Below are 22,332 nucleotides of genomic sequence, written 5' to 3'. Positions count from 1 at the left end.
GTGAGGAACCCTGTAGGAGCGGGCATGCCCGCTCCCACAGGTACTGCACAGGTCTTGAGATTTGGGAGGAACTTTGTAGGGGCGGGCCTCCCCGCTCCCACAGGTACTGCACAGGTCTTGAGATTTGTGAGGAACCCTGTAGGAGCGGGCATGCCCGCGAATGCGTCAGAACTGACAAAGCTGAATCTGAGGATGTCTATGATTAATGCAGACACCCTCAGGAATCACATCCATGACCCTGATCAGCCGCGAACCCTGGTGGCTAGTCCCCCCAAAGCCCGGGCAGCAAGAGCAGGACCTGCACTGGGGCTACCTGGAAATCTATGCCGACGGCCGCACCGTGTTCGTCGACCAGCGCCCCAGTGACCGGGAGCTGGCCGAGCGCAAGAGCTGCCGCAACTTCCCCGACCCCGAGCCGTGACGGCTCAGCCTTCCAGTTCGGCCAGGCGTGCTTCCAGCGCCGCGATGCGCGCTTCGAGGGCTTCGATGCGTTCTTCCGACACATTGCCGCCGCTGCTGCGTGCCCCACCTTCTTGTTGCCGGGCAGCCAGGATTGCCTCGATTTCGGCCGGGTCGCCCAAAGCATGGGTGTAACGGTCTTCCCGCTGGCCGGCCTGACGCGGCAGGTGCAAGGCCAGGCCGCGCGAGATCAGGCGTTCCAGCTGGTGCTGGATCTGCTCGGTGTCGTCGAAGTCGTGCAGGCGGTTGCTGCGGGTCAGCAGTTCGTTGAGGGTTTGCGGCCCGCGCAGGAACATCAGGCCCATCAGCACCAGTTGCGCCGGCACCAGCTCCAGCGCCTTGTCCACCCGTTGTTCCCAGCGGTCGGCGCGGCTGCCCATCTGCAGGCGGGTCATGTCTTGCCCCTCGAGGGCGCGCAGGGCCTGGCCGACCTGGCCTTGGGTGAGGTTCATCACCGGCTCGCGACTGGTCTTCTGGTTGCAGGCCAGGACCAGGGCGTTGAGGGTCAGCGGGTAGCTTTCCGGGCTGGTGGCCTGCTTCTCGATCAGCGAGCCGAGAATACGGATCTCGATGCTGTTGAAGCGGCCTTCGCCGGCGGTTTCGTGTTCTGACATGGCCCTGTCTCATTGCTGGGGAAAGGCCACTAGCCTAGGTAAAGCGCCAGGCTTAAGCAATCACTGGGATCATCGCCGGCAAGCCAGCTCCCACAGGTACAGCACAAGCCGTAAGGCCGGCACTATCCCTGTGGGAGCTGGCTTGCCTGCGAAAGGGCCGCACAGCGGCCCCGGCAATCTCAAGCGTTGCGCCGCTCTTCAGCCTGGCACGCCGCCGCGGTAAACAGCACATCGGTCGAAGAATTCAGCGCCGTCTCGGCCGAATCCTGCAGCACGCCGATGATGAAGCCCACTGCCACCACCTGCATGGCAATTTCGCTAGGGATGCCAAACAGGCTGCACGCCAGCGGAATCAGCAGCAGCGAGCCACCGGCCACACCCGAGGCGCCGCAGGCACAGACCGCCGCCACCACGCTGAGCAGTACAGCGGTCGGCAGGTCCACCGGAATACCCAGGGTATGCACCGCCGCCAGGGTCAGCACGGTAATGGTGATGGCGGCACCCGCCATGTTGATGGTCGCACCCAGCGGGATCGACACCGAGTAGGTGTCTTCATGCAGGCCAAGGCGCTCCGACAGGGCCAGGTTGACCGGGATGTTGGCCGCCGAGCTACGGGTGAAGAACGCGGTGATACCGCTTTCGCGCAGGCACAGCAGGGTCAGCGGGTAGGGGTTGCGGCGGATTTTCCAGTACACGATCAGCGGGTTCATCACCAGCGCCACGAACAGCATGCAGCCGATCAGCACCGCCAGCAGGTGCAGGTAGCCGAGCAGGGCGTCCAGACCCGACTGGGCCAGCGTGGCGCTGACCAGGCCGAAGATGCCCAGCGGGGCGAAGCGGATGACCACGCGAACGATCAGGGTCACGCCATTGGACAGGTCCTCGACCACGGTGCGGGTGGTTTCGCCGGCATGGCGCAAAGCCACGCCCAGGCCGATGGCCCAGGTCAGCACACCGATGAAGTTGGCGTTGAGCAGGGCGTTGATCGGGTTGTCGACCGCACTCAGCAGCAGGTTCTGCAGCACCTCGGTGATGCCGCCCGGCGCGCTCAGCGTAGCGTCGCCGGTGCTGAGCACCAGGTTCGACGGGAACAGCATGCTGGCGACCACGGCGACTACCGCGGCGCCGAAGGTGCCCAGCAGGTACAGCCAGAGGATCGGGCGAATGTGGGTTTCCTGGCCGTGGCGGTGGTTGGCGATCGAGGCCATGACCAGGATGAACACCAGCACAGGTGCCACCGCCTTGAGGGCGCTGACGAACACCTTCCCGAGGAAGGCCATGTCGCGGGCGATGGCGGGCGCGAGCAGGGCCAGGGCGATGCCGGCGATCAGGCCGATGACGATCTGCGTCACCAGGCTGGTGCGGTTGAGGAAGCGGAGGACGGGGGTCATGTGCAGCGATATCCCAGCATGTTCAAAAAGGGCGCGACTTTACCATAGACCTTCGTAGAGCAGGGCGGCCTGAAGAAGTCAGCGCCCGCGCCGCCGCGACACCCGCGCCTCGATGTTCTTGCGCCCGATCAGCAGTGGCGGCTTCTCCACTACCGGCTCGTCCGCCAGCCATTTGTACATCACCAGGCAGTCCACCAGCCCCAGGCGGGCATGGCGGTAGGCCTTGGGCAAGCGGCCAACGGTTTCGAAGCCCAGCTTGTGCCACAGCGCCACTGCCACCTCGTTGGTGGCCACCACCGAGTTGAACTGCAGGGCCAGAAAGCCCTCCTGGCGTGCCTGTTTCTGGGAGTGCTCGCACATCAACCGCGCGACGCCGCGGCCGCGTGCCGTTTCACAGACCATGTAGCCGCAATTGCCCACGTGCCCACCGGGCCCGGCGGCATTGGCCTTGAGGTAATACGACCCCAGCATCGCGCCGTCTTCCTCGGCCACGAATGTGCGCATGGGCAGTTCCAGCCACAGCTGGCGGGCCTGTTCGAAGCTGAGGGCCGGGTCGAATGCGTAGGTTTCACGGGCTTGTACGACGGCCTGGAAGGTGGGCCAGAAGCGCTCGAAGTCTTCCGGCGTCATGGGGCGGATGTGGATCATGCGGGTTCCTGCAAGGGCTGGGCCGCCCAGTCTGGGTGGCGCGGCGCCGTCGCGCAAGGGCGGCGACGCCATTTGCGCTCAGCTGTTGGCCTTGCCTACTGCATCCATGGCACGTGCCGAGTAGACCAGTGCGGCGCCGGCATTCATCGCCACGGCCACGCCCAGGGCCTCGGCGATTTCCTCGCGGCTGGCGCCGTGTTTGACGGCCTGCTGTGAATGCACGGCGATGCAGCCATCGCAGCGTGTGGTCACGGCCACGGCGAGGGAGATCAGCTCGCGGGTCTTGGCGTCCAGGTGGTTGGTCTTGGCCCCTGCGCCGCTGGCGGTCATGTAGCCGGCCACGGTGTCAGGGGAAAGCTGCTTGAGATCGCCGATGCCGGCCATCAACTGCTTACGGTAGGCGTCCCAGTCCATCATGCTCATCGTCTTCACCTTGGGGAGGTTGCGAGTGGAGCTTTCAGGCTAGTCGAAGAGTGGGAAGTGTGAGACTTGTACTTTGGTTGGTTGCGCGCAGGCCCTTGGGCTGCGCGCAACCACACCGATCAGATGTAGATGAACACCAGCACCAACGCCGCGACGAACGCCCATTTCTCCAGGTAGTAACGCGTGCGGTTGCGCTTCTTCATCGCCTTGCCACGTTCGCGGATCTTGTAGATGCGGGTGAACAGACGGTTGATGCCACCGGTCTTGTCGCCAGCATCGTTGGGTGCGGCGGCCGCGGCCATGACGTTGCGGCTGAACCAGCGGTTGAACGCGGTTGCCCAGCGGTACTTGAGCGGGCGTTCCACGTCGCAGAACAGGATGATGCGGTTGTGCTCAGTGGTATTGGCCGCGTAGTGGATGTAGGTCTCGTCGAAGATCACGCCCTCGCCATCGCGCCAGGAATATTTCTCACCGTCCACATCGATGTAGCAATCATCGTCGTTCGGCGTGTCCAGGCCCAGGTGGTAGCGGTACGAGCCGGCATACGGGTCGCGGTGGCGCACCAGCTTGGCGCCCGGCGGCAGGGTGGCGAACATGGCGGCCTTGACCGTGCCGATGCCTTTGAGCAACTCGGTGGTGCGTGGGCACAGGGTCATCGCCGACGGGTGGCTTTCGCCGTACCACTTCAGGTAGAAGCGCTTCCAGCCGGTCTTGAAGAATGAGTTGAAACCGACATCATCGTAATTGTCGGACTTCTTGATTTCGCCCACATGCAGCAGCTGTTGGGCTTCCTCGCGGATCTCCTGCCAGTGGTCCTGCAGCGTCTGCAGTTCGGGGAAGGTCTCTACCGGCAGGTAAGGCTTGGCCGGGTGCCTGGAAAACAGGTACAGGAAGCTGTTGACCGGGGCCAGGAAACTGGAATGGTCGCCCAGCTGACGGGTCAGCTTGTGGCGAACGCGACCGCGCAGGTGAACATAGGCGATCGAGAGGACGAAGATGAGGACTAAGGCGATTTTCATGGGCGGATACGTCAAGTAATGGCCATGCGTGATGGCTAAGCCCGCCAGCATAAACAATCGAGCCGATGCTTTGTAGGAGAATGTTACCCAACGAAGGCAGACCTTGGTACAAGCGCCACCGCTGTACCAAGGTCTGCATGGCGATGCATCAGGCCAGAGTTACCTCGATGCGGCCATCCGTGATGCGATGGTCATTGCCTTGGTAGCTGACTACATAGTCAGTAAAGTCGGCGGTCAGGGTCCTTTTCTCCACGTTCCACTCATGCTGCAGGCGGCCCTCGGTCAGGGGATAGTACAAACCGCCAATCAAGAAGAACAGACGTGCATGTTGCTCACTGAACAGCATCATGATGCCTTGGGTAGCGTTGTCCACTTGCTGTTTTGCGGTGAGTTGGATGCGCCCGTCTTGAAGTACCTTGGATTTGATGGTTTGCGCATCAAGGTTGCCCAACGAGGGGAAAATGGCGGGGGCGAGGTTGGCGGTGACCCGGCCGCTGCCTGAGATGTAGCGCGTTACTTGGTCGGCCAGCGACAAGGACAGCGAACCATTCACGATCTCGACCCGGTTCGTGGTGTCTTCGATGGTGAAGTGGAAAGTTGCCTTCAATGCCTTGGAAGTCTCATCCATCTCGGTAATATCGATTGTGCCCCCGGTCGCCCAGCCTGAACGACCAATCGAACTCGAGCCGAAATAGGCGTTGATCTCGGCTTTCTCGCCTGGACCGATCTTGTGGGATTCGCCTGTTACCAGGCGGCTTTCCGGGATATTCATGATTATGAAGCTATGAATGTCATCTGAATTATCCTTGTAATGAGGGGCAAAGAACGAGCAGTTGCCAGAACTGATATTTGTATCTACCTCATTAGCTTTGAAAGCGTATTCACGCTGGCCCCACTTCAGTGTCGCTTGCATGGCAGGCTGGGTGTTCCGTGTGTGCTGGTGTTGTTTCATAACCGTATCCGGGGTAATTGAATTGAGACCCCAGCGTATGGTTTGGGTCACTGCCGGCGAAACTGGTAAAACTGCTAGTTTGCATCAGTACGCGCTTTGCGCATCTTGAGGAGCGGCACGATGACACCGGTCAGCGGACGTATCGAAAAACCATTCAGGCGCCTGTTCTTCGCCTTGCCGGTCAGCGATGCCCAGCGCCGTGCGCTGGCCCAGTGGCGACGTGACCTGGGCCTGCGCAGCGGAAGACCGGTGCCGGCCGCCAACTTCCATGTGACACTGCTGTTTCTCGGCGATGTGGATACCGCCCATGTGCCTGCTATTTGCGCGGCGGTCGACCAGCTGGCGCTACCGGCCACGGCACCACGGCTGTTGCTGGACCGCCTGCAGGTGTGGCAGCGGGCCAGCGCCTTGGTGCTGGAGGCGCAGCAGACCCCACCGGCCCTGTTGCAACTGGTGTACAGCTTGCAGCAGGCGCTGCTGCCGTTGGGGGTGTACGCGGCCGACCGTGAGTATCGCCCGCACCTGACGCTGGCCAGGGATTACCGCGGCCAGCCGCCAGAGTCCAGCAGCGCGCCGGATTTCTACCTCGCCGCCCGCCATTTCACATTGTACGAGTCGCGCAAGGGCGCCTACTGGCCATTGGCGCAATGGCCGCTTTCAAGCTGATTCAGGCCATGCAATACAGTTGCAGCTATCTCGACCGCATTGACCTCAAGGGCTTTGCTATCCCGGTGGGAGCCGGCTTGCGGAGATGGGGCAAGGGCAGGCGATTACACCGGCAGGCTCTGGTACGGCAATTCATCCCCCGGGCTGCGGGCGAACTGGCGCTTGTACTCGCGGCTGAACTGCGAGGTGCTCTGGTACCCCACCCGGTGCGCGGTCTGCGCCACCCCCAGGCCTTCGCCGATCAGCATCTGCTGCGCCTTCAGCAGCCGCAGGCGCTTGAGGTACTGCATCGGCGCCATGTCGGTGCAGCGCTTGAAGTGCTCGTGGAAGGTCGAAACGCTCATGTTGGCGCGTGCGGCCAGCGCTTCAACGCTCAGCGGCTCGGTGTAGTGTTCGCGCAGGTGGGCAAGGGCGGCGCCGATGCGGGCGAAGTGCCCTTGTTGCTCCACCAGCGCCCGCAACACGCCCGCCTGTGGGCCGCGCAAGGCGGTGTACAGCACCTCGCGTACCCGCGCCGGGCCCAGCACCTTGGCGTCCACCGGGTCCTGCAGGCAGCGCAGCAGCCGTTCCACGCATTCGCGCATCGGCGCATCGAGTGCAGCCGAGGTCATTGAATGCGGGGTTTGCGCCTGCACCGCGGCATCCGGCGCCAGGGCCATGCTTTGCACCAGTTCACCCAGCACGCCGCGGTCGATGTCCACCGCCACGCCCAGCAACGGTGCTTCGGGGGTGGCAAAGGTTTCGCACATGAACGGCACCGACAATGCCTGCACCAGATAATGCCCGGCGCCATATTCCAGGGTACGCGGCCCCAGGCGCGCCAGCTTGCTGCCCTGGGCCAGGATCATCAGGCTGGGTTCGTAGATCTGCGGGCTGCTGGCCACATAGTGGTCCCAGCTCAGCACCTGCACCTGGGGCAGATGCGTGGGCACGAAGCCCGGGCGCGTGGCAAGGCTGCGGATCAGTGTGCAAAGCGGCGCATTGGCGTCGACGTGGCGGGTCAGTTGCATGATGGACCTGGGCAGAGAATCAGACAGTTTGATCATCGCAGATTGAACGCTCGGCGCCAGGTGCTGCATGGCATCTTCGGAGAATCAGGCATCGATACCGGAGAATCAGTCGTGGGCGAAGCGACGCATGGCGCGCAGAATGCGCAGCCTGAATCGTTTCACTTCATTGCGAGGCCCTGCATGTATACCGCCATCGGTTACGCCGCCCAGACCCCCACCAGCCCTCTGGCTCCCATGACCTTCGAGCGTCGCAGCCCGCGCTCTGACGACGTCGCCATCGACATCCTTTACTGCGGCGTATGCCACTCCGACATCCACCAGGCGCGCAACGAATGGGGCATTGCCGTGTACCCGCTGATGCCTGGCCACGAGATCATCGGCCGCGTCACCGCCGTGGGCGACAAAGTGACCACGCACAAGGTCGGCGACCTGGTCGGCGTTGGCTGCATGGTCGACTCGTGCCGACACTGCGAAGCTTGTGCCAAGGACCTGGAGCAATATTGCCTGGAAGGCCCGACCATGACCTATGCCACCCCGGACCGAGTCGACGGTAGCAACACCATGGGCGGTTACTCCAGCAGCATCGTGGTCAGCGAGCACTTCGTGGTGCGCATCCCGGCCGGCATGGACCTGCCCAGCGCCGCGCCAATCCTCTGCGCCGGCATCACAACCTATTCGCCACTCAAGCACCACGGCGTCGGCCCTGGTCACAAGATCGGCATCCTCGGCATGGGCGGCCTGGGCCACATGGCCATCAAGCTGGCCAAGGCGCTGGGCGCCGAAGTGACCCTGTTCACCCGTTCCCAGGCCAAGGCCGACGAAGCCCGCCGCCAGGGTGCCGACCATGTGATCGTGTCCACCGATGCCGAGCAGATGCGAGCAGCAGCAGGCCGTTTCGACTTCCTGCTCGACACCATCCCGGTGCAGCACGACCTCAACCCGTACCTGGAAACCCTGAAATTCGATGGCGTGCACATCCTGGTCGGCCTGATCGAGCCGATCGACCCGGCAGTGCATGCGGCCAATCTGGTGATGAAGCGCCGGGTGCTGGCGGGGTCGTTGATCGGTGGTATTGCCGAGACACAGGAAGTGCTGGACTTCTGCGCCGAGCACGCGATTCGTTGTGATATCGAGTTGCTGGATATCCGCAACATCAACCAGGCGTATGAGCGGATGATTGCCGGGGATGTGAAGTACCGGTTCGTGATCGATATGGCGACTTTGCAGAACTGATTGGTTGCCTGCCCCGGCCTGCTCCCACAGGTAAATCACAGCTTTCGAAATCTGTGCAGTACCTGTGGGAGCGGGCGAGCCCGCGAAAAGGCCGGTACAGGCAATGAAGATGCTGCAACTGTTACCAGGCCAATGCCCTGTCCCAGCCTTTCCAGAACAACCACCGCCGTACCTCGCCATGCGCCCCGGTACCGATCTGCCAGGCTGGCCGCCCGTTGTCCAGGGCAATCACCGAAACGAACCCGGCATGGCTCGCCGCTACCAGCGTACGCCCGTCGGCACTGATATCCAGGGCACTGATGGTCGACCCCAGGTAATGCTGCCAATGCTCGGTGCCATCTTCGCCAAATGCCCGCAGGTAACCATAGGCATCCCCCACGATATATTCGCCCTCGCGCGCCACGCCGGCATACACCCGTGCGCCATCCTGTACCAGCGGGGTACGCGGGTCCTGGCTGTAGTAGTCGGTATCCAGCCCCGGCAAGTCGGCCACCCTGACGGCCAGCGTGGCACCGCTATAGAAATGGCAGGCATTGACTATCAACTGGTCACCTGCACGATTGAACAGCGCAAAGTGCGGATACTCGCTGGCCGGGCCGATGGCCGCCACGGGCCGGAGCTGGTCATCCAGCACCAGGTGGCGGCTGCCTTGCTCGCCAACCACGATCAACCGACCATCCGCCGATACCGCACCGTGCTCCATGCTCAGTCCCAGGCTGATGTCGTCCGGGTCGGTGCCTTCGTCCAGTTCGTCGAGCACCCGCGCCTGGTGCGGCAGCAGGCGGGTCGCGCCGTGGCGGGTCAGCAGGAAGATACCCTCGGCGCTCACCAGCAGCACCCGCTGGCCATCCGGGAAGGGGATCAGCGTGGTCGGCGTGGGCGGCAGGTCGAAGGGCTCGAACGGGTAACCCGGCGGCAACCCCTCCAACCCCGTGGGCCAGGCCAGGCGCAGCACCTGCGGGCCGCCCCAGCCATCTGTCACGCGTATGCCCTCGGCATTGGCCAGGGCGAAATAGCGGCGGGCCGGGCAGCGGCCGAAGTGATCGACGCCGATCACCGGGGTCACCCCGAGAGGGTCAATGCGCACCACCTGGCCTTTGTCATGCGGCATGCCGATACGTGCCAGCAGGCTGCCATCCTCCAGCAGCAGGACGTTGCCGATACCTTGCCCGTGCTCCTTGATCAGCGGCAGCAAGGGGTGGTGGGCGGGCGGCCAGGCTTCGCGGAAGGCTTGCTGCTCAAAGGCTTCGACGCCGGGCCGGTTGGCTGCTTGCAGGGCCTGCAGCCAGGCATCGAGCAAGTGCTCGGTGGCCTGCGGCAGGGGCTCTTCGAGGTCATCCCAGCCTTGCGCGCGGCCCTGCGCGACATAGTCGTTGATGGCCTGGGCATAGGCGGTGACCGCCTGCTGCCACTGTTGCTGCTGGGAGTGCTGCTGGTCCATGAGCGGATCGGGCTCCTTGTTGCATACGCGTTCGCACAAAGCGCGCATGTTACTCCTTCTGCCCGCCTCGCGGTTGTGAGCCCCCGGCTTGACGCGTACCATGCCGGGCATTCCTTTCAATAACAAAGCGTGCGTCGACACCCCGGCAAGTGGGTGGCCGACGTGCGTCCTGTTGCCTTGCCTGCGGAGAAGCGGTTTGTACCCATGAATGGACCCATACCCACCAACATGCCACCCACGGCGGGTAGCGGCAGCTGGCTGAGCGTCATTGCCCTGGCCCTGGCGGCCTTCATCTTCAACACCACCGAGTTCGTCCCGGTGGCGCTGCTCAGCGACATTGGCCGCAGCTTCGACATGAGCACCGCGCAAGTCGGCCTGATGCTGACCATCTACGCCTGGGTAGTGGCACTGGCCTCGCTGCCGATGATGCTGCTGACGCGCAACATCGAGCGGCGGCGGCTGTTGCTGTTCGTGTTCCTGGTGTTCATCGTCAGCCACTTGCTGTCGTGGATGTCACAGAGCTTTGCCATGTTGCTGGTCAGCCGTATCGGTATAGCCCTGGCGCATGCGGTGTTCTGGGCCATCACGGCTTCCCTGGCGGTGCGCGTGGCGCCGCCCGGGCAGCAGGCCAAGGCGCTGGGCCTTTTGGCCACTGGCACCACCCTGGCCATGGTCCTGGGTATCCCGCTGGGCCGCGTAGTGGGTGAAGCGCTGGGCTGGCGCATCACCTTCCTGAGCATTGCCGGGGTGGCGCTGGCGACCATGCTGTGCCTGATGAAGTCGTTGCCGCTGCTGCCCAGCCAGAACTCGGGCTCGCTGCGCAGCCTGCCGATACTGTTCAAGCGCCCGGCGCTGGTGATCACCTATGTGCTGGTGACGCTGGTGATTACCGCGCAGTTCACTGCCTACAGCTACATCGAACCGTTTGCCCTGCACGTGGCGCAGATAGGCGGAGAGCGCACCACGCTATTGCTGCTGCTGTTCGGCGGCGCCGGGGTGTTCGGCTCGGTGCTGTTCAGCCGTTACAGCGACCGCTTCCCGCATGGCTTCCTGGTAGGTTCGATCGGCCTGCTGGCGGCGTGCCTGTTGCTGCTGTTGCCGCTGTCGGGCAACTTCTTTGTTTTCGCCGCGTTGAGCATGTTCTGGGGTGTGGCGATCCTCAGCTTCAGCCTGTCGCTGCAGTCCAAGACCCTGAAACTGGCGTCCGATGCCACCGATGTGGCCATGGCGCTGTTCTCGGGTATCTACAACATCGGTATTGGCGGTGGCGCGTTGCTGGGCAGTATCGTCAGCAGCCAGCTGGATGTGGCGGATATCGGCCTGGTGGGCGGTAGCGTGGCGGTGGCCGGGTTGCTGCTGGCTGTGGCCAGCACCCGGCAGTTCCGCGAGGCGCTGGGCGGGGGGCAAGGCATTCCTGAATGACCGTGCTGTTTTTTTCGCGGGCACGCCTGCTCCCACAGGTACTGCATCAACTTCAGGCGCGATGCAGTACCTGTGGGAGCGGGCGTGCCCGCGAAGAGGCCGGTACTGGCAATAGCGGGCTCAAGCCAGTACGGCAGCCCATGCAGAAATCAACAGCACCCCCGCCAATACCTGGTTGAACACCCGCAACCGCCGCGGTGCCTGCAACCATCGCGCGCTGCCCACCCCCAGCAGCGCCCACGCCGCCATGCATGGCAGGGCAATCAGCCAGAACACCAGCGCCAGCTGCCATACCGGCAACGACGGCGAGGCAAACACCCCGACCACCGCCACGGCCATCAACCACACCTTGGGGTTCACCACCTGCAACGAGGCTGCGCTGAGTGCGCTGAAGCCTTGCGCCGTGGCCGCCTGCAGCGGGGCGGCGGCACTGCGCAGCATCTGCCACGCCAGCCAGCTCAACCACAAAACCCCGGCCCAGCTCATCAACTGCTGGGCCAGCGGGTGGCGCAGCAGCAGTTCACCCAGCCCCAGGCCCACCATCAGCACGATCGCCGCTGCGGCACCGCAGGCCGCAACGACCGGCGCCAGGCTCGCGCACAGGCCAAAGCGGGCCCCATGGGCAAGAATCAACAGGTTGGTCGGCCCGGGGCTGATGCTGGATACCAACGCAAACAGGATGAAGGGCAACAACGACTGCGACATGATCAAGGGCTCCGGATAAACGAAGCACCATGCTCGCTGCCCGCTGCCTTTCAGTCTGGAAGGTTTGAGCAGCGCCTGCGGTAGTCGGCCGGGGTCAGCTGGTAGGCACGGCGGAACCAGCGCCCTAGGTGGCTCTGGTCGGCAAAGCCCAGGGCCATGGCCACTTCGGTGGGAGTCTGGCCCTGGGCGAGCAGGCGCCGCGCCCGGGCCAGGCGCAGCTGGATCAGATAGGCATGCGGCGCCAGGCCGAATGCGGCCTTGAATGCGCGGGTGAGGCGGAAGCGGTCGATGCCACAGGCCTGGGCCAGGTCTTCCAGGCCGATGTCGCGCTCCAGGTTGGCGTGCAGGTAATCCCGCGCGCGCTGCGCGGTCAGCGGCAGGCGCGGGTCCGGGTTCAGGCGCCGGCGCCAGTGCAGGTGGCGGGTCAGGCAGGCCAGCAGGTCGTCCATGGCCGTCTGCCGGACAATGCGCAAGTCCTGGGTATGCACGGCCTGGAAGGCGAGGGCAGTGGCACGCGCCAGGCGCTCATCGTGGCACAAGGTATCGGCGAAGCTGGGCAGGCTGTCGCCCGGCGCGTGTTCGAAAAGTGCCCGCAGTTGGCTGTCCACCCAGGTGGGTTCCAGGTACAGGGTCGAATAGGTGAAGCCGTCCTCGGTGGGCGCATGGCCGTTATGGATTTCACCGGGCTCCAGCAGGAATACGTTCCCCGGCGTGCTGCGATGGCGCACTCGCCGGCAATCGAATTGCTGCACGCCCTGCTCGGTAACGCCAACCAGGAAGCTGTCGTGCCAGTGCGGGTCGTAGGCATGCCCGACGAAATGCGCGCGGACCGACTCGATGCCGGTGTCGGCGTCTTGCTTGAGGTCGATCCAGTTGCTCATGGGGGCGTGCCGTGGCAGAAATCGTTACCTTAGCGCAACGGCCAGGCTCAGTCTGGAACGATTGTGCAACCGTTGGCGAGCGCCCGGTTACGCAAGGCCTCGAAGCGTTCGCGCAGCCACAGATGCAGTTGCGCCACTGCGGGCGTGAGCTGCTTTCGGTGCGGGCACACCAGGGTGACCGGGGCGGGTTCACCAAAGTGCTCGGGCAGGATGATTTCCAGTTCGCCGGCCGCGATGTTGGCGCTTACGTCCAGCCACGACTTGTAGACGATGCCTTCGCCCTGCAAGGCCAGGCGGCGGATCACGTCGGCATCGTCGCTGACCAGCGGCCCACGCACCTGCACGGTGCGGTTGCCCACCCGCCACTTGTCGTAGACCCGGTTGTGCTGCATGTACAGCAGGCAGGCATGCTGCTGCAGGGCGTCGGGCGTGAGGGGGCGGCCGTGACGGGCCAGGTAGTCGGGCGCCGCCACCAGCACCCGGCGGTTCCAGTCTGCCAGCGGCAGGGCAATGTAGTTGGCGTCCTGGTTGAGGCCGTAGCGGATCGCCACATCTACCGGATCGCGGTTGAGGTCGGCAATCTGGTCAGACAGGAAGAAGCGAAGGTGCAGGGCCGGGTGCTCGCGGCGGAAGGCGCTCAGCCACGGCAGCAACATGTTGCGGCCTAGGTCGGACGGTGCCGAAACCTGCAGGGTACCGCGCAGGGTGTTGGCGTTGCCATGCAGGTCTTCACGCCCCTGGCGCAGGCTCTCCAGCACATTCAGGGCAGTCGGCAGGTACAACTCGCCTTCGGCGGTCAGGCGCAGGCTGCGGGTAGTGCGGGCGAACAGGCGCACATCCAGGTCGCGCTCCAGGCGCTTGATCGCGGCGGCCACCTGCCCCGGCAGCAGTTCGGCCTCATGGGCGGCGGCGGTGAAGCTGCCCAGCACGCTGCTGCGGACGAACAGTTCGAGGTCGGCGATGCGCAGCATTTTCACTCCAGGGATGAAAGTGTTGCTGCATTGTGCCGGTTTTTCTTTTCTGCAGGAAAGATAAGATGCCCGGCAAATCCCCTGTTCATTCCCGGAGTTGTTGCATGGATACCGTCTCGCTGGCCAAGCGCCGCTACACCACCAAAGCCTACGATGCCTCGCGCCGTATTCCCCAGGCCACTGTCGATGCCTTGCTCGAACAACTGCGCCACAGCCCGTCCTCGGTCAACTCGCAGCCGTGGCATTTCATCGTTGCCGACAGCGCCGAAGGCAAGGCTCGCCTGGCCAAGAGCACCACAGAGCGCTATGCCTACAATTCGCCGAAGATCCTCGATGCCTCGCATGTGATCGTGTTCTGCACCCGCACCGAAATGACCGAAGCGCACTTGAATGCCGTGCTCGACCAGGAAGCTGCCGATGGCCGCTTCCGCGATGATCAGGCGCGTGCCGGGCAGAACCAGAGCCGCCGGCATTACGTCGACCTGCACCGCTTTGACCAGAAGGACGTGCAGCACTGGATGGAAAAGCAGACCTACCTGGCGTTGGGTACTGCCTTGCTGGGGGCTGCGGCACATGGGCTGGATGCCACGCCGATCGAAGGCTTCGACAGCAAGATTCTTGATGCCGAGCTGGGCTTGCGTGAGCGTGGGTTCACCAGTGTGGTCATTCTCAGCCTGGGCTATCGCAGCGAGACGGACTTCAACGCTGGCTTGAACAAGTCGCGGTTGCCGGCTTCGCAGGTGTTCACCTTCCTGTGAGATTGCCCGGGGCCGCCCTGCGGCCCTTTCGCGACGCAAGGCCGCTCCCACAGGATGGCATCGCCTTCAAGGCTTTCACAGGCCTCATGAACTGGCATATGTCCGGCATATGCCGCATACTTGTCGGCAAACGCCGGAAAGGAGAGAGCCATGCTTGCCGAAGTGCTTCGCGACAACGGTTACCACGAGTACCGGGCGCGCCTGCATGCACTGCTGCAAATCCCCGAACTCGCCAGTGACTTCGAAATCCACACCCGCATCACCCATGGCTTCGCTGCCACCTGGCTGGTGAAACTGACCGAACTCGGCGTGTTCACCCCTGTGGAGCGTGACCAGATCATTCCCCTGCGCACGCTGAAAACCCGCATCGAACGTGACCAGCCGCTGACCGTGGAAGAAAGCGACCGGCTGTTCCGCTCGGCCCATATCACCGCCATGGCAGAAGCCGTGTTCGGTGAAGCGGGCAAGGCAAAACGCTGGCTGTCCAAGCCCAAGGAGCGCTTCTCGGGGCTGACGCCGATGCAGATGCTAACCACCCAGCAGGGCACCACCCAGGTCGAAGAGATGTTGCTGCAGATCGCCGAGGGCTTCGGCCTGTGATTCTGTGGCGTATCAGCGCCTATGCAGACTTGAGCGGAACGGGCGGCTTGCGTGTCAGCGGCCGCTGGCACCAGGCGGGCCGGCCAGTGGTGTATGCCGCCACCAGCCCGGCCGGGGCGATGCTGGAGGTGCTGGTGCACCTGGAGATCGACCCTGAGGATTTCCCCATCACCATGCGGCTGCTGCGTATCGAGTTGCCCGACACCGTTTCGCAAGCGCAGTTGCCCGCCTTGCAGCCTGGCTGGTCGAGCCAGACCGAACTGACCCGGGGCCTGGGCAACCGTTTTCTGGATGAGTGTTCGGCGTTGCTGCTGCCGGTGCCGAGCGCGATCATGCCCAGCACCACCAATTACCTGTTCAACCCGCGCCATCCGCAGGCAAACAGCGCCAGGCTAAAGGTCGAGGACTTCACCCCGGACAGCCGGCTGTTTTAGGGAAGTTTCACCAAAGTGCCGCTGACGCCGCTGTCAGCACCCGGCCAAACACTTCGAGGGCCTTGTCCACTTCGGCCTCGTTGCTGAAACGCCCGATGCTCAGGCGCACGCTGTTACGTGCCTGGCGTTCATCCAGCCCCAACGCGAGCAGCACATGCGAGGCTGCATTGCTCGCCGAATTGCAGGCCGAGGTGGTCGACAACGCCAGCTCGCTGGCCAGCGCCGCGCTGTTGAAGCCCTTGCTGTCGATACACAGGTTCAGCGTATGGGGAATGCGTTGTTTGGCGCAGCCGTTGAGGGTGACGCCGGGCAGGGCCAGCAGGCCTTCACGCAGGCGCCTGGCCAGTTGTTCGAGGCGCAGGTGTTCGCTGTCGCCGGGCTGGCCGGCCAGGGCAAAGGCGTTGCCCATGCCGGCAATCTGGTGGGTCGCCAGGGTGCCGGAACGCAGGCCTTGCTCATGGCCGCCGCCGTGCATCTGCGCACGCATCAGCGTGCGGGCGCGTGGCCCCACGTAGAGCGCACCGATGCCCTTGGGCCCATACACCTTGTGCGCCGAGAACGACATCAGGTCCACGGCCATGGCGTTCAGGTCGATGGCCAGTTTGCCCACCGCCTGCGCCGCATCCACGTGCAGCAGGGCACCGTGGGCACGTACCTGTTCACCAATCGCGGCAAAGTCGGTGATCGTGCCCAGTTCATTGTTCACCGCCATCAGCGATACCAGGCGGGTGTCGGCGCGCAACGCTGCCTGCACCGCCGCAGGCTGAATCAGGCCGGCGGCATCCGGTGCCAGGCGGGTAACGGCCCAACCCTGGCGCTCCAGTTCGGCCACCGTGTCGAGCACGGCCTTGTGTTCCAGTTGGCTGGTGATCAGGTGCCCGGGCTGGCCGAGGCCCTGGGCAATGCCCTTGAGCGCCAGGTTGTTGGACTCGGTCGCACCTGAGGTCCAGACCAGTGCATCGGCCTGTGCGCCGACGCGTTCGGCCACTTGCTGACGGGCCTGCTCCACGGCGTGGCGGGCTGCCTGGCCGAAGGCATGGCCACTGGACGCCGGGTTGCCGAAGTTGCCCTGGCTGCCAAGGCAGGCGAGCATGGTTTCGATGACCCGGTCGTCGACCGGAGTGGTGGCGGCGTAATCGAAATAGAGCGGGGCGCTGGGCATGAGGGCGGGTCCGTGTCTGTCGCCGTGAAATCGGCAATCGTTGGAGCAAGCGTACCCGCTACTTCGGAGATATTTTTCACTTCCAGCGGCTCTATTCTGGAAATGATCAAGAAAATTTTCTCTCTATCGAGTTTTTCTTGGAATTTTTTTCTCCGCATCCCGCCATTCTGTTCAGGCTGGTTCCGAGGCCCTCTCTTCCTCGGCCACCACACGTTCGCACAACTCGGTGATCTGCTCGCGCATCCAGCGGTTGGCCGGGTCCTGATCGGTGCTTTCATGCCAGTACAGGTGCGTTTCCAGCGCAGGCACTTCCACCGGCAGTGGCTGGTAACGCAGCTGATGGCGGCGGGCGAAGCGCTCGGGGACGGTCATCGCCATGTCGGTCTGCTGCAACACCTGCGAGGCCATAAGGTAATGCTGCGAGCGCAAGGCAACCTTGCGCTGCACGCCCATCTTGCCCAGGGCCAGGTCGACATAGCCCAGGCCGTTGCGGCGGCTGGAAATATGGATGTGGGTCATGCCCAGGTAGTTGTCGAGGGTCAGCTTGCTGTCGGCCAGCGGGTGGCCCTGGCGCAGGGCGCAGACATAGCGGTCTTGCATCAGTTTGACGTGGCGTACTTGCGGGTCGGTGTTCAACGGTGCGTCGATGGCGAAGTCCAGGCGGCCGGCGGCAAGTTCCTTGGTGGTCTCGCGGCGCTTGCACAAAAAGCTTTCGATCAGCACCGCCGGCGCCAGGCGGCGCAAGCGCTGGAACAGCGGCGGCAGGATGACCGCTTCGGTCAGGTCGGTCATGCTGATGCGGAAAGTCTTGTTGGCCTGTTGCGGGTTGAAAATGCGGCTTTCCTGCACCGAGGTGCGCAACAGTGCCAAGGCATTGCGCACCGGGCCGATGATGTTCTGCGCCATGGGCGTTGGCACCATGCCTTGCGCGGTGCGCACGAACAGCGGGTCATTGAAGGTTTCGCGCAGCCGCGAAAGGGCGTTGGACACTGCCGGCTGGGTGATGCCCACGATCTGCCCGGCGCGGGTCAGGTTGGCTTCGGTGTAGATCGCATCGAACACGATGAACAGGTTGAGGTCGACCTTGCTGAGGTTCATGGGCGCCGCTCTTTGTTGGAATTATTGGCCGATCATATATCGGTTATGAATGTTTATACACGCGGAAAATAGGCTAGGTGGATGAGGCCATGCTGCTCTAGGCTCTGGCCCATGTACTCCGAACCGTGAAGGTAGCCCCGATGGATTTCGCCTATTCGCCCAAGGTCCAGGCACTGCGTGAGCGCGTCAGCGCGTTCATGGACGCCTATGTCTACCCCGCCGAGGCGGTGTTCGAGCGCCAGGTCGCCGAGGGTGACCGCTGGCAGCCCACCGCGATCATGGAAGAACTCAAGGCCAAGGCCCGCGCTGAAGGGCTGTGGAACCTGTTCCTGCCCGAATCGGAATACGGTGCCGGCCTGAGCAACCTGGAATACGCCCCGCTGGCGGAAATCATGGGTCGTTCGTTGCTCGGCCCGGAGCCGTTCAACTGCTCGGCGCCGGACACCGGCAACATGGAAGTGCTGGTGCGCTATGGCAGTGAAGCGCAGAAGCGCCAGTGGCTGGAGCCGCTGCTGCGTGGCGAGATCCGTTCGGCGTTCGCCATGACCGAACCGGACGTGGCTTCCTCGGATGCCACCAACATGGCCGCCACCGCCGTGCGTGACGGTGACCAATGGGTAATCAACGGCCGCAAGTGGTGGACCTCCGGCGCTTGCGACCCGCGCTGCAAGGTAATGATCTTCATGGGCCTGTCCGACCCTGAAGGGCCACGCCACCAGCAGCACTCGATGGTGCTGGTGCCCACCGATGCGCCTGGGGTGAAGATCGTCCGCCCGCTGCCGGTGTTCGGCTATGACGATGCTCCCCATGGCCACGCCGAGGTGCTCTTCGAGAATGTGCGGGTACCGTATGAGAACGTGATCCTGGGTGAAGGCCGTGGCTTCGAAATTGCCCAGGGGCGCCTTGGCCCTGGCCGTATCCACCACTGCATGCGGTCGATCGGCATGGCCGAGCGCGCGCTGGAACTGATGTGCAAGCGCTCGGTGGAGCGTACCGCCTTCGGCCGGCCACTGGCGCGTCTGGGCGGCAACGTCGACAAGATTGCCGACTCGCGCATGGAGATCGACATGGCCCGGCTGCTGACGTTGAAAGCGGCCTACATGATGGACACGGTCGGCAACAAGGTGGCCCGCAGCGAGATTGCGCAAATCAAGGTAGTGGCGCCGAACGTGGCACTGAAGGTGATCGACCGGGCGATCCAGATTCATGGCGGGGCAGGGGTGAGTGGCGATTTCCCGCTGGCTTACATGTACGCCATGCAACGCACCTTGCGCCTGGCCGACGGGCCAGATGAAGTGCACCGGGCGGCGATCGGCAAGTATGAGATCGGCAAGTACGTGCCGGCGGAGATGATGCGTAGCGGACGATGATTTACCGGCTTGTTCCGGCCTCTTCGCGGGCTTGCCCGCTCCCACAGGTACTGTGCCGCCTCCAAGCTGTGCACAATATCTGTAGGAGCGGGCTTGCCCGCGAAGAGGCCCTTGAAGGCTCACTGGTTCCTCTGGATGGTCAGACCCGCATCTGCGGGTCTTCCTCCTTCTCGCTGACTGTGCGATCGGCATTTGAAGGCTGTCTGGATTGAGCACCCTTGATTTCCGGCTTTTCCCCCCGCGTCTTGACCAACGAAACCACCACCCCACCCAGCAACAACCCGAACGTCACCCCCAGCGACAGCAATGCCGGCACCTTGCCCACCATGCCGTGGTAGAAGATCTTGCAGCCAATGAAGATCAGCACCAGCGCGAGCGCGTACTTGAGGTAAACGAACCGGTGCATCAGCGCCGCCAGCGCAAAATACAACGAGCGCAAGCCGAGGATGGCGAAGATGTTGGAGGTGTAGACGATGAACGGGTCCTGGGTGATGGCGAAGATTGCCGGGACACTGTCGACGGCGAACACCAGGTCGGCCAGTTCGATCAGCACCAGCGCCATGAACAGCGGGGTGGCATGGCGTAGCGCCTTGTGCTGCCCGGGCGGGGTCTGTTGCACGAAGAAGTGCGAGCCGTGGATCTGCTCGGTGACCCGCATGTGCCGGCGCACGAACTTGAGGATCGGGTTGTTGGCCAGGTCGGGGCGGCTATCTTCCTTCGACAGCGCCATCTTCACCCCGGTAAACAGCAGGAAGGCACCGAAGATATACAGTACCCAGGCGAAGTTCTGCACCAGCGCCGCGCCCACGCCGATCATGATCGCCCGCAGGAACACCACCCCGAGGATGCCCCAGAACAGCACGCGGTGCTGGTAGCGGCGGGGGATGGCGAAATAGCTGAAGATCATCGCCATGACGAACACGTTGTCCATCGACAGCGACTGTTCGACCAGGAACCCGGTGTAGAACTCCAGCGCCGACTGCGCGCCCAACTGGTACCAGACCCCGACGCCGAACAGCACGCCGACGCTGAAATAGCCCGAATACAGCAGCAGGCTCTCGCGCATTTCGATTTCCCGGTCGTGGCGGTGCAGCACGCCCAGGTCGAGTATCAGCAAACCGATGACGATGGCCATGAACACCAGCCACAACCAGGTGCTGGTACCGAGGAGCGGGGTGGTGAGGAATGTGTGTAGAGCTGTCATGAGCCCCTCCTTGAATGTCGACGTTGCATGGCAACAGTGATCCGACATGGCGGCCTGGCAGCCGTCAGAGGGGCCCGGTATCACATGGGCTTGAGCCTAGACCCGTTTGCCGGTGATGCCGAATGGGGAGCTGTTACATTTCTTTGCCAGGTCGCTGTGTAGGAGCGGCCTTGTGTCGCGAACGGGGTGCGCAGCGCCCCCACGGTCTTGGCATCGCCACAGAATTGCCGGGGCCGCTTTGCGGCCCTTTCGCGACACAAGGCCGCTCCTACACCAGTCAGGCCAGAGCAGGCCTATCGTTCAATAAACCCACACTTCCACCCGGCGATTACGCAGTCGCCCTTGCTCCAGTTCGTTCCCTGCCACTGGCAGTTCATCCCCCATCCCCGTCACCTCCAGCACCTCCACGCCATCGCGCGCCAGCTCGCGACGCACCGCTTGGGCCCGCAGGCGGGAGAGCAGGGCGGCGCGACCGGGTGTCTCCTTGGGGTCGCCAAAGCCCACCAGCACCGCCTTGCGCTGCAACTTGCCCGCTTGGCGCAGGTAGTCGGCAACGCGCTGGACATCGCGCAGGGCCTTGTTGTCGAGGCTGGCGCTGCCTTCCTGGAAGCGGAAATTCACGCTCAACCGTTGCGCCTGTAGGGCGAGGGTGCGATAGCGCGGCGGCATGTCGGCCTGAAGGGGCACAGATTGGGCCTTGATCTGCTGCGAAACGAAACCCTGCTGGGCGACGATCGCCTGGCCCGCCGGGCTCTGAGCGAAATCGGCCAGGGCCTTGGCCTGGGGCTTGGGGTTGGCCGGCAGATAGAAATACAGGCGCCGCGATAGCGGGTAGTCCTCGCTGGCCACCAGTGCACGCTCCGGCAGCATGGCCGGCGCGTCACCCTCGGCAACCGCCAGCACCTTGGCCCCATGCACCGCCGCCAGGCTGCTGAAACCGATGGCCTGGCGGTCGGTGCTCACTCGTGCGGCCAGCTCGTCGCTGGACTCGAAGCGTTGGGCCTTGGCTGAAAGTTCGCTTTGCTGGGGTTCCAGCACCAGGGCCTTGAAGGTCTCGAAGGTACCGGAGCGGTCGTCACGGGCGTACAGGTGGATGGCCCCGCCGGCAACACCCAATTGCTCCCAGCGCTGGATCTGCCCGGCAAAGATCTGTGCCAGTTGCCCCGTGGTGAGCTGTGGCAGCGGGTTGTCGGGGTGAACGATGACCGCGACGCCATCCAGGCCGATGACTTGTTCGGCAGCAGCGGCGCGCAGGTCGCCCAAAGCCTGCAGTTGGCTTGCTTCGTTGTCGTTGACAGGCCGCGACGCGGCGGCCAGGTCGGCCTCGCCATGGCCCAGGGCGACGAAGCCGGTGCTGGAACCGTGTGCGGCGATGTCGATGCGCAAAGGCTGGCCATGCGTATCGCGAGCGGTGATGACAGTCTCGTTGGCCAGCTTGCCTGGGTATTGTTCGATGGCGGTAGCTTGCTGTGCGCGCAATTGCCCCTGCACCAGCGCCGGCAGCAAGGCCGCGCCGATGGTGTTGGAGCCTTGGACGCGCAGGTGAGCGGGCTCGGCCGGGGTCGCCAGCGGCAGCAGGGTGAGCAGCAAGACAAGCAGGCGGGGCATGCCGGAAGGCCTATGGCATAGAGATGGCCGGCAGATTACGACAGTGGCGTGATGATAATGTGACAGTCCATGGGTAGTGGGCTTTGCCTGATGCTTGTAAGTTCGCGTTAATGGGGCTGCTGTGCAGCCCATCGCCGGCAAGCCAGCTTGTGTCTTCAAGGTCTCTTAAACTCGAAAGGGTGAGAGCAGTGGATGGCAGACTGAAAGCCAGATGTGCTCTAAAGCACGAGTGGGAGCCTAGTCGCCATCCACCTCTCACTCTG

General features: G+C 63.7%; 23 protein-coding genes. 8 read left to right on the top strand and 15 right to left on the bottom strand.

Annotation, left to right across the window (positions count from 1 at the left end; translation table 11 throughout):
- Positions 1–232: 232 nt before the first annotated feature.
- Positions 233–421 carry a hypothetical protein gene (locus ACLCGK_RS15125; protein WP_013973178.1) on the top strand — a complete coding sequence of 63 codons (189 nt, stop codon included), beginning with the start codon at positions 233–235 and terminating at the stop codon, positions 419–421.
- 4 nt (positions 422–425) lie between these two features.
- Here the strand turns inward: ACLCGK_RS15125 and ACLCGK_RS15120 are convergent, their stop codons facing one another.
- The 6 genes from ACLCGK_RS15120 to ACLCGK_RS15095 all read right to left on the bottom strand — a co-directional run bounded on the left by ACLCGK_RS15120 (position 426) and on the right by ACLCGK_RS15095 (position 5,506).
- Entirely contained in the window at positions 426–1,073 is a 648-nt protein-coding gene (locus ACLCGK_RS15120; protein WP_025339663.1) for a YceH family protein, read from the bottom strand.
- A gap of 179 nt (positions 1,074–1,252) precedes the next feature.
- Entirely contained in the window at positions 1,253–2,464 is a 1,212-nt protein-coding gene (gene sstT, locus ACLCGK_RS15115) for a serine/threonine transporter SstT (RefSeq protein ID WP_410952291.1), read from the bottom strand.
- A gap of 78 nt (positions 2,465–2,542) precedes the next feature.
- Entirely contained in the window at positions 2,543–3,112 is a 570-nt protein-coding gene (locus ACLCGK_RS15110) for a GNAT family N-acetyltransferase (RefSeq protein WP_015270865.1), read from the bottom strand.
- A 78-nt stretch (positions 3,113–3,190) separates the two neighbouring features.
- Entirely contained in the window at positions 3,191–3,535 is a 345-nt protein-coding gene (locus ACLCGK_RS15105) for a carboxymuconolactone decarboxylase family protein (RefSeq protein WP_039614473.1), read from the bottom strand.
- 119 nt (positions 3,536–3,654) lie between these two features.
- On the bottom strand, positions 3,655–4,554 hold the full coding sequence (gene lpxO, locus ACLCGK_RS15100; RefSeq protein WP_410952290.1) for a lipid A hydroxylase LpxO: 900 nt from the start codon (positions 4,552–4,554) through the stop codon (positions 3,655–3,657).
- A gap of 148 nt (positions 4,555–4,702) precedes the next feature.
- Entirely contained in the window at positions 4,703–5,506 is an 804-nt protein-coding gene (locus ACLCGK_RS15095) for a hypothetical protein (protein ID WP_410952289.1), read from the bottom strand.
- Positions 5,507–5,626: 120 nt separating this feature from the next.
- Between ACLCGK_RS15095 and thpR the strand changes: the two genes are divergently transcribed.
- Positions 5,627–6,172: an RNA 2',3'-cyclic phosphodiesterase gene (thpR, locus tag ACLCGK_RS15090; protein WP_410952288.1), complete on the top strand. Its 546-nt coding sequence runs from the start codon at positions 5,627–5,629 to the stop codon at positions 6,170–6,172.
- A gap of 104 nt (positions 6,173–6,276) precedes the next feature.
- On the opposite strand, the gene ACLCGK_RS15085 is transcribed toward thpR, so the two are convergent.
- Positions 6,277–7,182: an AraC family transcriptional regulator gene (locus tag ACLCGK_RS15085; protein WP_004375934.1), complete on the bottom strand. Its 906-nt coding sequence runs from the start codon at positions 7,180–7,182 to the stop codon at positions 6,277–6,279.
- Positions 7,183–7,362: 180 nt separating this feature from the next.
- Between ACLCGK_RS15085 and calA the strand changes: the two genes are divergently transcribed.
- Complete coding sequence (calA, locus tag ACLCGK_RS15080; RefSeq protein ID WP_410952287.1) at positions 7,363–8,415, top strand: vanillin reductase; 1,053 nt, start codon at positions 7,363–7,365, stop codon at positions 8,413–8,415.
- Positions 8,416–8,536: 121 nt separating this feature from the next.
- Here the strand turns inward: calA and ACLCGK_RS15075 are convergent, their stop codons facing one another.
- On the bottom strand, positions 8,537–9,856 hold the full coding sequence (locus ACLCGK_RS15075; RefSeq protein WP_410952286.1) for a hypothetical protein: 1,320 nt from the start codon (positions 9,854–9,856) through the stop codon (positions 8,537–8,539).
- Between the two features lie 204 nt (positions 9,857–10,060).
- On the opposite strand from ACLCGK_RS15075, the gene ACLCGK_RS15070 reads away from it, so the two are divergent.
- On the top strand, positions 10,061–11,278 hold the full coding sequence (locus tag ACLCGK_RS15070; RefSeq protein WP_182329416.1) for a sugar transporter: 1,218 nt from the start codon (positions 10,061–10,063) through the stop codon (positions 11,276–11,278).
- Between the two features lie 120 nt (positions 11,279–11,398).
- On the opposite strand, the gene ACLCGK_RS15065 is transcribed toward ACLCGK_RS15070, so the two are convergent.
- The 3 genes from ACLCGK_RS15065 to ACLCGK_RS15055 are packed head-to-tail and all read right to left on the bottom strand — an operon-like array spanning position 11,399 to position 13,835.
- On the bottom strand, positions 11,399–11,983 hold the full coding sequence (locus ACLCGK_RS15065) for a LysE family translocator (protein ID WP_013973167.1): 585 nt from the start codon (positions 11,981–11,983) through the stop codon (positions 11,399–11,401).
- A 50-nt stretch (positions 11,984–12,033) separates the two neighbouring features.
- Positions 12,034–12,864 (bottom strand): AraC family transcriptional regulator, encoded by an 831-nt coding sequence (locus ACLCGK_RS15060; protein ID WP_015270854.1) that lies wholly within the window; start codon positions 12,862–12,864, stop codon positions 12,034–12,036.
- A gap of 47 nt (positions 12,865–12,911) precedes the next feature.
- On the bottom strand, positions 12,912–13,835 hold the full coding sequence (locus tag ACLCGK_RS15055) for a LysR family transcriptional regulator (RefSeq protein ID WP_015270853.1): 924 nt from the start codon (positions 13,833–13,835) through the stop codon (positions 12,912–12,914).
- Positions 13,836–13,939: 104 nt separating this feature from the next.
- Between ACLCGK_RS15055 and nfsB the strand changes: the two genes are divergently transcribed.
- The 3 genes from nfsB (at position 13,940) to ACLCGK_RS15040 (ending at position 15,627) form a co-directional block, all read left to right on the top strand.
- On the top strand, positions 13,940–14,593 hold the full coding sequence (nfsB, locus tag ACLCGK_RS15050; RefSeq protein ID WP_196181983.1) for an oxygen-insensitive NAD(P)H nitroreductase: 654 nt from the start codon (positions 13,940–13,942) through the stop codon (positions 14,591–14,593).
- A 150-nt stretch (positions 14,594–14,743) separates the two neighbouring features.
- Entirely contained in the window at positions 14,744–15,193 is a 450-nt protein-coding gene (locus ACLCGK_RS15045; RefSeq protein ID WP_410952285.1) for an antitoxin Xre/MbcA/ParS toxin-binding domain-containing protein, read from the top strand.
- Entirely contained in the window at positions 15,190–15,627 is a 438-nt protein-coding gene (locus ACLCGK_RS15040; RefSeq protein ID WP_410952284.1) for an RES family NAD+ phosphorylase, read from the top strand. Before ACLCGK_RS15045 ends, ACLCGK_RS15040 begins: the two co-directional genes overlap by 4 nt.
- A gap of 7 nt (positions 15,628–15,634) precedes the next feature.
- Here the strand turns inward: ACLCGK_RS15040 and ACLCGK_RS15035 are convergent, their stop codons facing one another.
- Together ACLCGK_RS15035 and ACLCGK_RS15030 are read right to left on the bottom strand one after the other, a co-directional pair.
- Positions 15,635–16,789, bottom strand: coding sequence for a cysteine desulfurase family protein (locus ACLCGK_RS15035; RefSeq protein ID WP_410952283.1), 1,155 nt, complete (start codon positions 16,787–16,789; stop codon positions 15,635–15,637).
- A gap of 171 nt (positions 16,790–16,960) precedes the next feature.
- Positions 16,961–17,887: a LysR family transcriptional regulator gene (locus ACLCGK_RS15030; protein ID WP_015270849.1), complete on the bottom strand. Its 927-nt coding sequence runs from the start codon at positions 17,885–17,887 to the stop codon at positions 16,961–16,963.
- 140 nt (positions 17,888–18,027) lie between these two features.
- Between ACLCGK_RS15030 and ACLCGK_RS15025 the strand changes: the two genes are divergently transcribed.
- The gene (locus tag ACLCGK_RS15025) at positions 18,028–19,257 is read left to right on the top strand and encodes an acyl-CoA dehydrogenase (RefSeq protein ID WP_013973159.1); all 1,230 of its coding nucleotides are present in this window, start codon (positions 18,028–18,030) and stop codon (positions 19,255–19,257) included.
- A 139-nt stretch (positions 19,258–19,396) separates the two neighbouring features.
- On the opposite strand, the gene ACLCGK_RS15020 is transcribed toward ACLCGK_RS15025, so the two are convergent.
- Positions 19,397–20,461, bottom strand: coding sequence for a TerC family protein (locus ACLCGK_RS15020; protein ID WP_410952282.1), 1,065 nt, complete (start codon positions 20,459–20,461; stop codon positions 19,397–19,399).
- 300 nt (positions 20,462–20,761) lie between these two features.
- The gene (locus tag ACLCGK_RS15015; RefSeq protein WP_410952281.1) at positions 20,762–22,069 is read right to left on the bottom strand and encodes a substrate-binding domain-containing protein; all 1,308 of its coding nucleotides are present in this window, start codon (positions 22,067–22,069) and stop codon (positions 20,762–20,764) included.
- Positions 22,070–22,332: the final 263 nt, after the last annotated feature.

The organism is Pseudomonas sp. S1(2024) (assembly GCF_046557535.1).
The sequence above is the reverse complement of the archived record's forward strand: the minus strand, read 5'-3'. Positions and strand labels throughout refer to the sequence as shown.

Bases quoted from the DNA above. Each gene is read 5' to 3' on its own strand.
- ACLCGK_RS15030 (WP_015270849.1), bottom strand. From the start codon at position 17,887: ATGAACCTCAGCAAGGTCGACCTCAACCTGTTCATCGTGTTCGATGCG.
- ACLCGK_RS15025 (WP_013973159.1), top strand. From the start codon at position 18,028: ATGGATTTCGCCTATTCGCCCAAGGTCCAGGCACTGCGTGAGCGCGTC.
- ACLCGK_RS15060 (WP_015270854.1), bottom strand. From the start codon at position 12,864: ATGAGCAACTGGATCGACCTCAAGCAAGACGCCGACACCGGCATCGAG.
- ACLCGK_RS15045 (WP_410952285.1), top strand. From the start codon at position 14,744: ATGCTTGCCGAAGTGCTTCGCGACAACGGTTACCACGAGTACCGGGCG.
- ACLCGK_RS15015 (WP_410952281.1), bottom strand. From the start codon at position 22,069: ATGCCCCGCCTGCTTGTCTTGCTGCTCACCCTGCTGCCGCTGGCGACC.
- ACLCGK_RS15105 (WP_039614473.1), bottom strand. From the start codon at position 3,535: ATGAGCATGATGGACTGGGACGCCTACCGTAAGCAGTTGATGGCCGGC.
- thpR (WP_410952288.1), top strand. From the start codon at position 5,627: ATGACACCGGTCAGCGGACGTATCGAAAAACCATTCAGGCGCCTGTTC.
- ACLCGK_RS15075 (WP_410952286.1), bottom strand. From the start codon at position 9,856: ATGGACCAGCAGCACTCCCAGCAGCAACAGTGGCAGCAGGCGGTCACC.
- ACLCGK_RS15070 (WP_182329416.1), top strand. From the start codon at position 10,061: ATGAATGGACCCATACCCACCAACATGCCACCCACGGCGGGTAGCGGC.
- lpxO (WP_410952290.1), bottom strand. From the start codon at position 4,554: ATGAAAATCGCCTTAGTCCTCATCTTCGTCCTCTCGATCGCCTATGTT.
- ACLCGK_RS15020 (WP_410952282.1), bottom strand. From the start codon at position 20,461: ATGACAGCTCTACACACATTCCTCACCACCCCGCTCCTCGGTACCAGC.
- ACLCGK_RS15110 (WP_015270865.1), bottom strand. From the start codon at position 3,112: ATGATCCACATCCGCCCCATGACGCCGGAAGACTTCGAGCGCTTCTGG.
- ACLCGK_RS15035 (WP_410952283.1), bottom strand. From the start codon at position 16,789: ATGCCCAGCGCCCCGCTCTATTTCGATTACGCCGCCACCACTCCGGTC.
- calA (WP_410952287.1), top strand. From the start codon at position 7,363: ATGTATACCGCCATCGGTTACGCCGCCCAGACCCCCACCAGCCCTCTG.
- ACLCGK_RS15095 (WP_410952289.1), bottom strand. From the start codon at position 5,506: ATGAAACAACACCAGCACACACGGAACACCCAGCCTGCCATGCAAGCG.
- nfsB (WP_196181983.1), top strand. From the start codon at position 13,940: ATGGATACCGTCTCGCTGGCCAAGCGCCGCTACACCACCAAAGCCTAC.
- ACLCGK_RS15125 (WP_013973178.1), top strand. From the start codon at position 233: ATGACCCTGATCAGCCGCGAACCCTGGTGGCTAGTCCCCCCAAAGCCC.
- ACLCGK_RS15055 (WP_015270853.1), bottom strand. From the start codon at position 13,835: ATGCTGCGCATCGCCGACCTCGAACTGTTCGTCCGCAGCAGCGTGCTG.
- ACLCGK_RS15120 (WP_025339663.1), bottom strand. From the start codon at position 1,073: ATGTCAGAACACGAAACCGCCGGCGAAGGCCGCTTCAACAGCATCGAG.
- ACLCGK_RS15085 (WP_004375934.1), bottom strand. From the start codon at position 7,182: ATGCAACTGACCCGCCACGTCGACGCCAATGCGCCGCTTTGCACACTG.
- sstT (WP_410952291.1), bottom strand. From the start codon at position 2,464: ATGACCCCCGTCCTCCGCTTCCTCAACCGCACCAGCCTGGTGACGCAG.
- ACLCGK_RS15065 (WP_013973167.1), bottom strand. From the start codon at position 11,983: ATGTCGCAGTCGTTGTTGCCCTTCATCCTGTTTGCGTTGGTATCCAGC.